This is a genomic window from Corynebacterium gerontici (assembly GCF_003813985.1).
GTDB classification, from domain to species: Bacteria; Actinomycetota; Actinomycetes; order Mycobacteriales; family Mycobacteriaceae; genus Corynebacterium; species Corynebacterium gerontici.
This window is the reverse complement of the sequence record NZ_CP033897.1, coordinates 1,915,306-1,927,237: the sequence shown is the minus strand read 5'-3', so window position 1 is coordinate 1,927,237 and position 11,932 is coordinate 1,915,306. Positions and strand designations below refer to the sequence as shown.

The following is an 11,932-nucleotide window of genomic DNA, read 5'->3' as shown; positions in this document are numbered from 1 at the left end:
GTGATCAGGGTTGAATGTTCATCGCAAAAGACAGCGGAGGGTGCGCTAGATTCAATAGATGCGCATGAGCTCACGATGCCGCTCCAGCCCGCGCCTTTGCGCCGAGGTGATCGAGCGCCTCTTGGCTAGCGATGACCTTGCCACACCTGCTTGCCACCCAATTCAGAGTGCGAGCGTGATCCTCTTCGCTAAAGTCTGCGATGGCGTCGCCCACGAGGAACGGTTGGATGTCATTCATGAAGGCATCAACCGCGCTGACTTGGCAGCCCATGTGCCCGTACACCCCGGTGATAATCAGTTGATCTCGGCCTTCGAATGCCAGCGCGTGACGCAAGTCGGTTCGTGCGAAGGCGCTGTAGCGCCATTTGGTGACGATGTGGTGATGTGCGACGGGGCTGAGCTCCGGGATAATGGCAGCCTCTTGCTCCGTTTGCATTCCCTCACCCCAGAATTCGCGCAAAAGACCTCGTCGTGGAGATTTTTGCTCGGGTGGCTGAACGGAATAAAAGACGGGAACTTCGGCGGCATCGGCTGCCGCGATGAGTTTTTGGATCGCCGGAATCACCGTAGCGATGGGCTCTTGCTCGCGACAATAGGCGTCGATGAAGTATTGCTGCATGTCATGCACGAGTAGTGCTGCGCGTGTTGGGTCGATACGCCAGTGTTCGGCGGTGTTCCGATTTTCGAGCAGAGCCAAGGGGTTGGAGGGGCAGAGCGGATAGCCATTTATTGGTGGAATGGGCATATTGGGGTGAACCTTTCTGAGAACGGTGAAAAGTTTGGCACTAGCTATCTAAAGGTGAAGATGGCCTCACCTAAGCGTCGAGGGTTGCGCCGCCGTCGATTCTGAGGTCGTGCATGGTGACGTGCTGGGCTTCTGGGCTGATGAGCCATGCACAAGCGCGAGCTATGTCTTCCGGAGCTGCGACGCGCTGGAGCGGAATTCCCAGGCGGAAATCGTCAGGGGAGCCCGCGATCACTTCCGCGTGACGATCCATTAACTCTGAGGCAGTGCCTGCTGGGTCATTCCATAGGCTTCTCAACATTGGGGTGTCTGTCGAACCGGGAGACACTATGTTGCAGCGCACCCCGAATGGGGCGAGTTCCAGAGCCAGAGTTTTGACCCAGTTGGTAGCAGCGGCCTTAGTTGCTCCATAGGTTGCCATTCCTTTGCGTGGCACCGAGCCTGCGTTGGAGGAAACGACCACGATTGCGCCGCTTCTACGTTCCTTCATCTGGCCAGCGATGGGTGCACATGTATTGATCACGCCCAAGAGGTTCACCGCGATACTGCGGTTGATCTGATCTCGATCTGGCAAAAGGGCGGAATCTGGCTCCAAGATGCCTGCAGTGTGAATGAGAAAGTCCACCGGCATGGGCAATTGTTCTAAGCCGAATTCGACGCTCAGGGGGTCGGAAACGTCGACATTGGGCAGATCCCAGCGGCTCACGCGGTATCCACACTCTTGGAGCAGCTTGCATACTGCGGAGCCGATGCCGCCGTTGGCTCCCGTGACGAGGCAGTGCGGTTTCTGCCGGGGAAGATCTGAAGGCTTCGATTGCATGAGGTTAGGCTAACCTATACATCTTTTGAATGAAAGGTGGGGAGGGTTCGATGGGACGTCGAAAAGCTCTTTGCACCTGGTGGGGTAGGTGTGGTTGAATGATCGGGTTGCCGACGCAGGTCGGTCATTTCCGCTGTTTTCCGGGTGGAGTGGCCGAGACCCCTCGACGCTGCGGGTGAAAGCTCAAAGTGTTCGCTGTAAGCGCTGCTTATGTGGAAGGCAAAAGAAGTACCCGACCGCGTGTGTCAGTTCGGAAATCTGCCACACATCAAATCCAGGTCAAGGAGACCCATAGTGATTCAGCAAGAATCGCGTCTGCGGGTTGCCGATAACACTGGTGCACGTGAAATTCTGTGCATCCGCGTCCTCGGTGGCTCCACCCGACGCTTCGCTGGCATTGGCGACACCATCGTCGCCACCGTGAAGGAAGCAACCCCCGGCGGCAACGTCAAGGCCGGCGAGGTTGTGAAGGCCGTGATCGTTCGCGCGAAGAAGGAAACCCGTCGTCCGGACGGCTCCTACATCCGCTTCGACGAGAACGCAGCCGTCATCATCAAGAACGACAATGAGCCCCGCGGTACCCGTATCTTCGGCCCAGTGGCTCGTGAGCTTCGCGAAAAGAAGTTCATGAAGATCGTTTCGCTCGCACCGGAGGTGATCTAATAATGAAGATCCGTAAGGGCGATATGGTCCTCGTCATTTCCGGCCCCGACAAGGGTGCCAAGGGCAAGGTCATCCAGGCTTTCCCCAAGGAAGACAAGGTCCTCGTAGAGGGTGTTAAGCGCATCAAGAAGCACGTCGCTAACTCCGCTCCGGAGCGCGGCGCTGAATCTGGTGGCATTGTGACCCAAGAGTCCAAGATCCACGTTTCCAACGTCATGCTCGTTGACGCAGAAGGTACCCCCACCCGCGTGGGCTACCGCTTCGATGAGGACGGCAAGAAGGTCCGTGTCTCTCGTCGTACCGGGAAGGACATCTAATCATGAGCGAGAACTACACTCCCCGTCTGAAGACCCGCTACCGCGAAGAGATCCGCACCAAGCTCAATGACGAATTCTCCTACGAGAACGTCATGCAGATCCCCGGTGTGGTCAAGGTTGTTGTGAACATGGGTGTGGGCGACGCTGCCCGCGACTCCAAGCTCATCAACGGCGCTTTGGAAGATCTCACCTTGATCACCGGCCAGAAGCCTGAGCTGCGTCGCGCCAAGAAGTCCATCGCGAACTTCAAGCTGCGTGAAGGCATGCCTATCGGTGCCCGCGTCACCCTGCGTGGCGACCGCATGTGGGAATTCCTCGACCGCCTGCTCACCGTCGCGCTGCCCCGCATCCGCGACTTCCGCGGTCTTTCTGACCAGCAGTTCGACGGCCACGGCAACTACACCTTCGGCCTGACCGAGCAGACCATGTTCTACGAAATTGACGTGGACAAGATCGACCGTCCTCGTGGTATGGACATCACCGTGGTCACCTCGGCCACCAACAACGAAGAAGGCCGCGCCCTCCTGCGCGAACTTGGCTTCCCCTTCAAGAAGAACGAGAACTAAGCTTCGTTGCACTGAAACCCCGCCCCGTGCGGGGTTTTCTTTTGCCTTTTCAAGCTTCTCGACGCCCCCGTGCCCTTCGCTTTTCGCTTCCAAGCACCGTGCGGGTAATGTACGCCTGCGTGTTACGCACCATGCTGAAATCCAAAATCCACCGCGCGACGGTCACCCAGGCGGATCTGCACTACGTGGGATCCTGCACCATCGACGCCGATTTATTGGAAGCCGCCGACCTGCTCGAAGGCGAACAGATCGACATCGTCGACATTGACAATGGCAACAGGCTCACCACCTACGCAATCAAAGGCGAACGCGGCACCGGCATCATCGGCATTAACGGGGCTGCCGCTCGGCTCATCAGCCCCGGCGACCTCGTCATCATCATTGGTTACGCGCAGTACAGTGCAGAAGACCTTGAAGATTATGCCCCGCGCGTGGTGTTCGTGGATGAACACAATCGCCAGATTTCACTGGGGGAGGACCCGGCAAACGCTCCCGAGGGATCAGGACTCAAGGACCCGAGGTTGCCGGAATAGCTCTTTGGCGCCCGCCTACCACATCGCTTGTTGTTCCGGGCTCAATTTCACGTTGGACATAGCGGGTTACCCCCGATAACTGTAAGGCGAGCGCTTCAAGGGGTTCGGGACGCCCGATTTTGTGCGCTGAGCATGGCAAAGGCCGCACTTTCGAATCGCCAACGCTGTTTGGAAGTGAGGGCCCAATATTTCTTGTAAAGCACCCCTCAAATCATGGCCTAGCAGGCAATACGCTTGAAACCGTGACCTCTTGCGCTTACTTTTCCATCCTCTGCCTTCCATCGAGGCATCAGGTAACTGTGCGCGTAGGTGGTTCACCCTCCAGGAATGAGAGCGCTTGCGCTGTCGCACTGTCCTGGCCACGTTTTGCTTCCACTTGAGATGTGAAGGGCGAATCCCATGTTCTCCAGCACTAGACCTCCTCTTTATAGTCCCAAGCGCAGAATCGCGATCAGATCTGCCATCGTCCTGGTGCTCGTGGCACCGCTGCTCGTGGCTGCTGCATGGATGTGGTCGATGTGGGATCCCTCCCACTATCTGGATGAGGTAAAGATCGCCGTGGTCAACGAAGATGCGGGCGTGGTGCAGGACGGTGCCAAGGTGAACTTTGGTTCTGATATTGAGCAGGGTTTACTGGACACAAGCTATCTCAACGTCGATGCCATCAGTGTTGAGGAAGCCGACAAAGGCATGAAAGACGGCGAGTATATCGCCACAATCTCCATCCCCCGCGATTTTTCGCGCAACGTTGCCACCGTGATTGATCAGAAGCCGAGGCAGGCCGAGGTAATTATTTCTTACAACGATCATTACGGCACCAACACACCGCTGCTGACCTCTGGGCTCATCCCCGGCATCCAAGCAGGCATCCAATCCGGTATTACGGAGGGCTACAGTAGCGAGATTCTGAAAGGAATGAATCAACTGGGCGCCGGGCTCAAGGAAGCAGCGGACGGTGCAGTGCAGCTGGATGATGGTGCGGGACTGCTCAAAGACGGCACCGAGCAGGGCATCGATGGTGCTCGCCAGCTCAAGGATGGCACGAGCCAGGTACGTGATGGCGCCGGGCAACTCGATGATGGCGTTGCGCAGCTATTAGATGGCACCCATCAGCTTGGCGACGGTGCCGCGCAAATCGACGCCGGCGTTGGCCAACTCACCGATCGGCTCATTCCTCTGGCCCGCCAGGCCGGCGCTGCGGCTGATCAAATACGCCCGGTGGTTGCTGCGCTACGCCAATTGCAATTGCACCAGGAGGCGGATCGGCTCCAAAACATTGTGGATTCGTTGGGCAACCAAAGCCCTCAGGGTGTTGCGAACCAATTGCAGATGCTCAAAGACGGCACCGCTCAAATGAGCTACCAGCTCAACAACCCCGGCGCGGAGTATCTCGGCGGGATGTTGCAGCTTAAAGATGGTAGTGCACAGCTTGCGCAAGGCACCGTGGAGCTCGACGATGGCATGGGGCTCATGCTTGATGGTACCTTCCAGCTTGACGACGGCGTACGCCAGCTCAAAGACGGCACCTCGCAACTGCGCACGGGCCTGGTCGATGGTGCTCAGCAGGCACCCAAGATCAGCGACGTCGGCGCGTCTTCACACCAGATGGCTATTCCCGTGGTATATTCGCAGGACTATCAGCACCCGGTGCAAACTCTCGCTGACATCAACGATCCCACCTCTAAACAGCTCTCCGGCGGCGTCACCTTTATCCTGATCCTTGTTTTCGGCTTCTTGTTCATGGTGCTGTTGAGCATGTTGCTGCCGCAGACGCTCGGGCGCGCCCGACGAGAGCGCGCAGCGGCTAAGGTTCTTGGCGGTTTCGCCATGGTGTCTGTGCTCAACACTGCGCTGCTGGGCCTGCTGGTATGGGTAGGTGCGCAACTCGGGTTCTCGGTGGCTCACCGCGCCGCCTTTGCCTTGGGTTTGATGATTGTGGCAAGTAACGCCACCGCTTTCTTCCAGATGCTTCGCATCACCTTCGGCCGGCTCATCGGCGGCACACTCGCGTTGGGTTTCTTTGCCTATGGTGTGTTCTGCTTTGGTGGCGTGTGGCCAATCCAGCTCACCCCGAAGCCCCTGCGCTTGTTGCATGATCTCCACCCGATGACTTACGCCCGTGAGATCTTTATCGCCGGTGTTGAAGGTGATATTGATGCCACCTACTATGGCGCGGCAGCAATCCTGGTGTTGCTTACCGTCGGCTGCTTGGTGGTCTCCGTGCTGTTGTTGCGGCGCCGGGATCGCGCAATTGCCGCGATGAACCCGACACAGGAAGGTGATCTGCTGAACGCTTGATGGTGTAGGCAAGCGGAAAGCGGCTGCGAGGTTTTCGCAGCCGCTCCTTCTCGCTACGGTCTAGGAATCAGGTACAACCCCGCGTTCTTTTCCACTGAATATTCGATGGGCAGAACGTCAAAGCGGTCTCCGTCGGCGTAGACGGGCATGTCTGGCATTTCGATGCGGATATGCTCCGCACGGTACTGGCTCAGTCCATCTTCGCCGCGAATATTGCCACTGTAGATCTTTGGAAATTTCCGGGCCACACTGTAGCGGTTCATCCTGCCGAGCACTGTGAGATCCAATTTGCCGTCGTTGTGGCGCGCATCGGGGCAAATCTTCATGCCGCCACCGTAGGATCGGGTATTGCCCACCGCAGCGAGGGTGATGGGCTCGTCTACCTCTAACGCACCGTCGAGGTAGATCTTGCAGGGGATGGAATGAAAGTGCAGGAATTCCAACACGATGGCGGTAACGTAGCGCGCCGAACCTTTTGGCCACGCAATGCTATTGGCGCGTTCGGTCACGATGGAATCGAATCCCTGGGTGACGCAGGTGCCAAAAAGCCGCTCACGCCCATCGTCAGTGCGCATCTTCCCGAGGTCGGTGCGAACCGCAACGCCATCCACGATTAGTTCCGCCGCGCGTTCGGGGTCTAGCGGAATGCCATATTCGCGAGCATGATCATTGCCCGTACCTGCTGGAATGATCCCCAGTGGCACATCGGTGTGCGCCTGTGCCTGAAGAGCGAGGTTGATGAGGCCGTCGCCGCCGCACACCACGAGGGCGTCGATACCGGAGGCGAGCGCTTCGGTGGCAAGCTGTGCGGAGGCCTCGGGGCTTGAACCTGCGATCGAGATGACGTCGACGCCTAAATCGTGGAATTTTCTTGCCGCTAGCGCTCCTTTCTCCTTCGCGCGTCCCTTGCCTGCGGCGGGGTTGGTGAGCAGGGCGATTTTGGAAATATCACGCTGGGAAATGTCGATGGTGTTCATGGCAGCAACTTTCCTGGATTGAGCACGCCTTCGGGGTCCAGATACGCCTTGATGGCTCGAAGCGCTCCCAGGCCAAGTGGGCCGATTTCTTGCTCCATGAACCGTGCGTGATCGGTGCCCACGGCGTGGTGGTGGGTGATGGTTCCGTTGTGCTCGGTGATTGCCTCCAGAATGCGCTGCTTGGCGTGGCGCCACTGCTCGATGGGCGTGGAGTCTTGTGCACCGAGGATGGTGAAGTACAGGGAGCAACCATTGGCGTAGACGTGCGAGACGTGGCAGAGCACCAGCGCCACCGAGTCGCCTTCGCCCAGAGCTTGGGTCACTGCTGCGGTGATGGCCTTTTTGAGCGCGGGCACGTTGGACCAATTGGTTGCGGTTTCGAAGGTTTCGCACAGCACGCCGGCGTCCAGGAGGGCGTCGCGAAGCACTGGGGCGCCAAAGCGACCCTTTTCCCACTTACGCACGGGTGCCTCGCCGAGGGAGGTTGCCCCCATGGAAAGCAGCAGGTCGCGGGTCTCTTCGTGGCGTGAGGTGACGTGGGCGCGTGTGCCTTCGTACATGGTGAGGCAGAGGCAGCCGTGCGGGGCGGCAGCGTCTTGTTCGCCGATAGCGTCGGTGGAGGTGAGGTTGGTGGCGGATTCGATTTCGTCGGAAAGCCGAATGACTGTTGGGCCAGTTTTGTGCTGTTCCACTGCGCGCACGGCGGCCACACCGCTTTGGAAATCGGGGAAGACAAAGGCCTCGTACGCCTTGGCTTCTGGGATTGGGTGGACCTTCAGGCGCACCTTGGTGATGATGCCGAATGCCCCTTCGGAGCCCAGGAATATCTCCTTCATGTCGGGGCCAGCGGCGGATGCGGGCGCGGCATTCCCCACCGTCATGATCCCCTTGGGGGTGACCACTTCCATGGAGGCAACCATTTCATCGAAGCGCCCATAACCTGCGGAATTTTGCCCGGAGGAGCGGGTGGCGGCGAACCCGCCGATCGTTGCGTAGGGGAATGATTGCGGGAAGTGCCCTAGTTGCAGCCCATGCTTGGCCAACGCGATTTCTGCCTGTGGGCCGGACATGCCAGCGCCTAGCGTTGCCTCTCCACTGATGGGATCCACATCTTCAATCGCGTCGAAGCGCGTGAGATCCAGGCTGATAACTGCCGGGAACGTTCCCCTCAGCGGTGTGATTCCGCCGACCACTGAGGTGCCGCCGCCGAAGGGCACCACTGCCACATTGCTTTTCGACGCCCACTGCAGCACATCAAACACTTCATCATTGGAGGCTGGTGCCACCACGGCATCGGGAACGTCGATGATCTGATCCACACGCCAATCCAGGAGATCAAAGTAGGACTTCCCGCGGGCGCGTGGGATGCGATGTGCACGATCGCAGGACACGAACTTATCGCCCACGATCGCCTGGAGTTCTTGCACATGATCTGCGGTGAGCTGTGAATCGGTGATGCGCACATCTGCCTGCGCGGGTGCCGGGCGCGGGGTGGTGTTGCCCACCACCTTGCTCACGAGTGATTGGATGCTCGAGCTGAGCGGTTTCGCTTCTTGCTCAGTACCCCAGATGGAAAAGGACATGGGAGGAAAAGGCAATGCGTTCATACTCTTAAGCTACAAGCGTGGCAGAGGTCCAAGAAGGGTGTGTGCTGGGGAAATGGCGTGGTGGGTAGGCAGGTGTAAAGTGCTTGCTTTTTGTTTTTAGTCATGCTGCCAGGCGAAAAGGTGCACTTCTGCATGTGGGGATCAAACATGTAAAGCAAAAACGCTTGACACCCCCGCCCAGTGCCCAGCCACAATTGGCATATGAGCAACGACGTAGACGAGGCAATCATGCTCGCTGCACGCCAGCAGGTTGTGCAGCTGGGTACGCGCCGCACGACTATGTCCTCGATCGCTCGTGGCGCGGGCATTTCGCGCCCCACGCTCTACGCACGCTTCAGTGGCAAAGATGCAGTACTGAGCAAGTTGCTCACCCACGAATTGCTGAGCATCGTGGCACAAAAGCACCGCAGGCCAGAATCGGGGGCCGCATTCATCGCAGTGCTCATGGAAGCCGCACGCAGCGTTGCCGCCAACCCTGTGGTCAAAGCGATCGTCGAAGAACAACCGGAACTCTTGGGCACCTACTTTTTTCGTCGGCTTGGCGAATCCCAAGTGCGCATCATCGCCACACTCGAACGTACGCTTCGACACATTCAGGCCACCGCACCGCAGAGCATCACCCACCGCGAACCCCACGCGGCGGCAACAATGTGCTGTTCAGTACTGCAGCATTTTGCCATCAGCGCCCGCATTTTCCAGCCCGTCCTGCGAGTAAAGGGCGCCCAGAGCACCTGGGATCAAGAACTCGAAGTCATGTTAGAAGGATATTTACTGCCATGAATACCGTACTGAATGCATCGCGCCGGGCTAACGATTTGGCCTACTTGGCCCAGAACCCCGACGATATTGACCTCATTGTCATCGGCGGTGGCATCACTGGTGCTGGGATCGCGCTCGACGCTGCAAGCCGTGGATTAAACACCGTATTGTTGGAACGACGCGACCTCGGCTTCGGTACCTCTCGTTGGTCCTCCAAGCTGGCTCATGGCGGACTGCGCTACCTCACCAAACTGGAAGTCGGCATCGCCTTGCACTCGGCCAAGGAACGCGGACTGCTCATGGAACACAATGCCCCGCACTTGGTGCGCGCGCTGCCGCAGGTGGCTTTGCTCGGCGCCGATACCAACTTGTTGCAAAAGGTAGCCATGCGCTTGGGCTTTATCGCCGGCGACATGCTCCGCATCGCGGCAGGCACTAGCTCGAAGGTACTGCCGCACTCACGCTACGCCACGAAGAAAGAGGCACTGCAACTGTGTCCCACGGCCGCCACCGAAAAGTTACGTGGGGCTTGGGTCAATTACGACGGCCAGATGGTCGACGACGCTCGCATTGTCACCGCCGTGGCGCGAACGGCGGCGGGGGAGGGCGCTCGCATCCTGACATACACCGAGGTCACCCATGCTGATGGCAATGCGGTTGAAGTTCAGGATGTTCTCGGTGGAACCAGCTTTCGGATCCGGGCAAGGGCCGTTATTAACGCCACGGGAGTGTGGGCAGGCACAGTGGACCAAAACATTCGGGTGCGCCCCTCGCGTGGCACGCACATTGTGGTGGATGCCAAGAAGCTCGGCAACCCCAAAGGGGCTTTGACGGTGCCACTGCCCGGATCGATCTCGCGGTATGTGTTCTTGCTTCCTCAGCAATTCGGCAGAGTCTTCATTGGGCTTACCGACGAAGACACACCCGGCCCGATCCCCGACGTTCCACCGACTCCCGAAGAAGACATTGATTTCATCCTGAACGCCATCAACGTGGGATTGGATATAAAGCTGCGGCGCAGTGACGTGATTGGCGCCTTCACCGGATTGCGGCCGCTCATAGACACTGGGCAAGGCGGCAGCACCGCGGATCTTTCCAGGAGGCACAGCACGATCGAAGCTGACAATGGGTTGATTTCAATCGTGGGCGGTAAGTACACAGAATTTCGCCTCATGGCAGAAGAAGCCATCGACGAAGTGCTCAAGCGCAAAGGCCTTCGCGCCGGGCCGTGCCGAACCGCGAAGTTGCCCTATGTGGGTGCACCGAACCATCCGGAGAGCCTGCATACAGAGCCAGATGAATTAGCGGGTCTACCCGAAACTTTGGTGCAGCGCTTCGGCTACGAGGCGCCGAAGGTGGTGCAAAGCGCGGGCATTGAACATCCACTGGAGAATGTAGCGGGACTGGATATTACCCGTGCAGAAATCGCCTACGCCGTCAGTCACGAGGGCGCGATACAAGTCGAGGACGTGCTGGATAGACGAACGCGCATCGGATTGGTGCAATCGGATCGTGACGCGGCCGAGCCGGAAGTGGCCGACATTGTTGAGCAAGTGCTGAGAAATCTGGAGGAATACTAGGGAATGAAGATGCAAAGTTTTGCCATTCGCACTGGACGGCGACTCCTGGGCAAGGGGCTTGCCTGGGCTCAGGTGAACCATCCAGAGCGGGTAGCGCGAGCAATCCAATTCGCTATCTCGCGGAAATCGTCTTCGAAAAAGCCAGCGATGTCCTCCGCGCCCAAGGTGGCGGGAATGGACGCTGCGATGCAGGCCGCAGGTGTGCCGGAATCGCTCCAGCTCAAGCGCAACAGTGGGATTCAGGCAGCGAGTGCGATTGCGGGGATCACTCCCGAGCAAGCGACGACGCTCGAAGAAGCCTGAGATTGAATAGGGTTGCTCCCGAGGAATGCAGATGTGATACCGGTTCGGGGGACGCCGAAAAGCAATGATATATTGCTATGAGCTTATAGTTAGTGAAGAAGGGGCGTCCCCATGAAAAACACCATGAAAATCCTGGCAGCACTTGTGATAGGTGCCATCATTGCTGTGGCCGGTTACGTCGGACTCATGAAAGCCGGTGTGATCGGTGACCCTGCGCGCACGATCACCTCAACCGGCATCGGAGGGCAGCTCGAAGATATTTCTGAACTCGCAGTTGAGCAATATAGCTACTCCAATGTTGGCAGGTTTGAGGAAGAAGGGATGAAAGCGCTCGGCATCCGCATTCCGCTGACCGGAAAGAACTTTCTGGTGGCCTACGACGGTGTGGTCAAGGCCGGAATAAAAGACTTTGACAAAATCGACGTTAATATCAACGACACCTCACGCACCATCACCGTCAAAGCGCCCAAAGTCCAAATACTCTCCAGCGAAATCGAGCCATCATCTGCGGTGGTGTACGACCAATCCTTCAATCCTCTGAACCAGATTAAGGTTGAAGACCTCACCGAATTCCTGGACACCCAAGAAAAGGAAGCCGAGAAGAAGGCGAAGGAACGCGGGCTGCTCGACCGGGCCTCGCAACGAGCCAAGACCCTGCTCGAGACCCAAACCGAAGCGTTCATTGAAGGCTCCGACAAACAAGACTACGAAGTCAGGGCCGAAACCAAATAACAACCCAAAATCACCCGAGCTCGGTTGGTGCC

The 11,932-nt window shown here is 58.1% G+C and carries 13 protein-coding genes; 9 read left to right on the top strand and 4 right to left on the bottom strand.

From position 1 onward, the window contains the following. Positions 1–70: 70 nt before the first annotated feature. Both CGERO_RS09010 and CGERO_RS09005 read right to left on the bottom strand, forming a co-directional pair. Positions 71–745, bottom strand: coding sequence for an isochorismatase family protein (locus CGERO_RS09010; protein ID WP_123935235.1), 675 nt, complete (start codon positions 743–745; stop codon positions 71–73). A gap of 70 nt (positions 746–815) precedes the next feature. Next, positions 816–1,565: an SDR family NAD(P)-dependent oxidoreductase gene (locus tag CGERO_RS09005; protein ID WP_123935233.1), complete on the bottom strand. Its 750-nt coding sequence runs from the start codon at positions 1,563–1,565 to the stop codon at positions 816–818. A 294-nt stretch (positions 1,566–1,859) separates the two neighbouring features. On the opposite strand from CGERO_RS09005, the gene rplN reads away from it, so the two are divergent. The 5 genes from rplN to CGERO_RS08980 all read left to right on the top strand — a co-directional run bounded on the left by rplN (position 1,860) and on the right by CGERO_RS08980 (position 5,942). Further along, positions 1,860–2,228, top strand: coding sequence for a 50S ribosomal protein L14 (gene rplN / locus CGERO_RS09000; protein WP_123935231.1), 369 nt, complete (start codon positions 1,860–1,862; stop codon positions 2,226–2,228). A gap of 2 nt (positions 2,229–2,230) precedes the next feature. Continuing rightward, on the top strand, positions 2,231–2,545 hold the full coding sequence (gene rplX, locus CGERO_RS08995) for a 50S ribosomal protein L24 (RefSeq protein WP_123935229.1): 315 nt from the start codon (positions 2,231–2,233) through the stop codon (positions 2,543–2,545). A 2-nt stretch (positions 2,546–2,547) separates the two neighbouring features. Further along, positions 2,548–3,111 (top strand): 50S ribosomal protein L5, encoded by a 564-nt coding sequence (gene rplE / locus CGERO_RS08990; RefSeq protein ID WP_123935227.1) that lies wholly within the window; start codon positions 2,548–2,550, stop codon positions 3,109–3,111. Between the two features lie 119 nt (positions 3,112–3,230). Further along, on the top strand, positions 3,231–3,644 hold the full coding sequence (gene panD, locus CGERO_RS08985; protein WP_123935225.1) for an aspartate 1-decarboxylase: 414 nt from the start codon (positions 3,231–3,233) through the stop codon (positions 3,642–3,644). Between the two features lie 399 nt (positions 3,645–4,043). Further along, entirely contained in the window at positions 4,044–5,942 is a 1,899-nt protein-coding gene (locus CGERO_RS08980) for a YhgE/Pip family protein (protein ID WP_123935223.1), read from the top strand. Between the two features lie 53 nt (positions 5,943–5,995). Here CGERO_RS08980 and CGERO_RS08975 read toward each other — a convergent pair whose 3' ends face one another. Further along, positions 5,996–6,919 carry a diacylglycerol kinase gene (locus CGERO_RS08975; protein WP_123935221.1) on the bottom strand — a complete coding sequence of 308 codons (924 nt, stop codon included), beginning with the start codon at positions 6,917–6,919 and terminating at the stop codon, positions 5,996–5,998. Continuing rightward, positions 6,916–8,502: an FAD-binding oxidoreductase gene (locus tag CGERO_RS08970; protein WP_123935219.1), complete on the bottom strand. Its 1,587-nt coding sequence runs from the start codon at positions 8,500–8,502 to the stop codon at positions 6,916–6,918. The genes CGERO_RS08975 and CGERO_RS08970 overlap by 4 nt, the downstream gene beginning before the upstream one ends. A 225-nt stretch (positions 8,503–8,727) precedes the next feature. On the opposite strand from CGERO_RS08970, the gene CGERO_RS08965 reads away from it, so the two are divergent. The 4 genes from CGERO_RS08965 to CGERO_RS08950 all read left to right on the top strand — a co-directional run bounded on the left by CGERO_RS08965 (position 8,728) and on the right by CGERO_RS08950 (position 11,900). Further along, positions 8,728–9,306 carry a TetR/AcrR family transcriptional regulator gene (locus CGERO_RS08965; RefSeq protein WP_123935217.1) on the top strand — a complete coding sequence of 193 codons (579 nt, stop codon included), beginning with the start codon at positions 8,728–8,730 and terminating at the stop codon, positions 9,304–9,306. After that, positions 9,303–10,865, top strand: coding sequence for a glycerol-3-phosphate dehydrogenase/oxidase (locus CGERO_RS08960; RefSeq protein ID WP_123935215.1), 1,563 nt, complete (start codon positions 9,303–9,305; stop codon positions 10,863–10,865). Before CGERO_RS08965 ends, CGERO_RS08960 begins: the two co-directional genes overlap by 4 nt. A gap of 3 nt (positions 10,866–10,868) precedes the next feature. Next, a complete protein-coding gene (locus tag CGERO_RS08955) occupies positions 10,869–11,168 on the top strand; it encodes a hypothetical protein (RefSeq protein WP_123935213.1) in 300 nt (99 codons plus the stop codon). A gap of 111 nt (positions 11,169–11,279) precedes the next feature. Continuing rightward, positions 11,280–11,900, top strand: coding sequence for a DUF4230 domain-containing protein (locus CGERO_RS08950; protein WP_123935211.1), 621 nt, complete (start codon positions 11,280–11,282; stop codon positions 11,898–11,900). Positions 11,901–11,932: the final 32 nt, after the last annotated feature.

Coding starts and splice junctions, on each gene's coding strand:
- CGERO_RS08960 (WP_123935215.1), top strand. CDS start 9,303: ATGAATACCGTACTGAATGCATCGCGCCGGGCTAACGATTTGGCCTAC.
- CGERO_RS08955 (WP_123935213.1), top strand. CDS start 10,869: ATGAAGATGCAAAGTTTTGCCATTCGCACTGGACGGCGACTCCTGGGC.
- CGERO_RS08950 (WP_123935211.1), top strand. CDS start 11,280: ATGAAAAACACCATGAAAATCCTGGCAGCACTTGTGATAGGTGCCATC.
- CGERO_RS08970 (WP_123935219.1), bottom strand. CDS start 8,502: ATGTCCTTTTCCATCTGGGGTACTGAGCAAGAAGCGAAACCGCTCAGC.
- rplE (WP_123935227.1), top strand. CDS start 2,548: ATGAGCGAGAACTACACTCCCCGTCTGAAGACCCGCTACCGCGAAGAG.
- CGERO_RS08980 (WP_123935223.1), top strand. CDS start 4,044: ATGTTCTCCAGCACTAGACCTCCTCTTTATAGTCCCAAGCGCAGAATC.
- CGERO_RS09010 (WP_123935235.1), bottom strand. CDS start 745: ATGCCCATTCCACCAATAAATGGCTATCCGCTCTGCCCCTCCAACCCC.
- CGERO_RS08965 (WP_123935217.1), top strand. CDS start 8,728: ATGAGCAACGACGTAGACGAGGCAATCATGCTCGCTGCACGCCAGCAG.
- rplX (WP_123935229.1), top strand. CDS start 2,231: ATGAAGATCCGTAAGGGCGATATGGTCCTCGTCATTTCCGGCCCCGAC.
- CGERO_RS08975 (WP_123935221.1), bottom strand. CDS start 6,919: ATGAACACCATCGACATTTCCCAGCGTGATATTTCCAAAATCGCCCTG.
- CGERO_RS09005 (WP_123935233.1), bottom strand. CDS start 1,565: ATGCAATCGAAGCCTTCAGATCTTCCCCGGCAGAAACCGCACTGCCTC.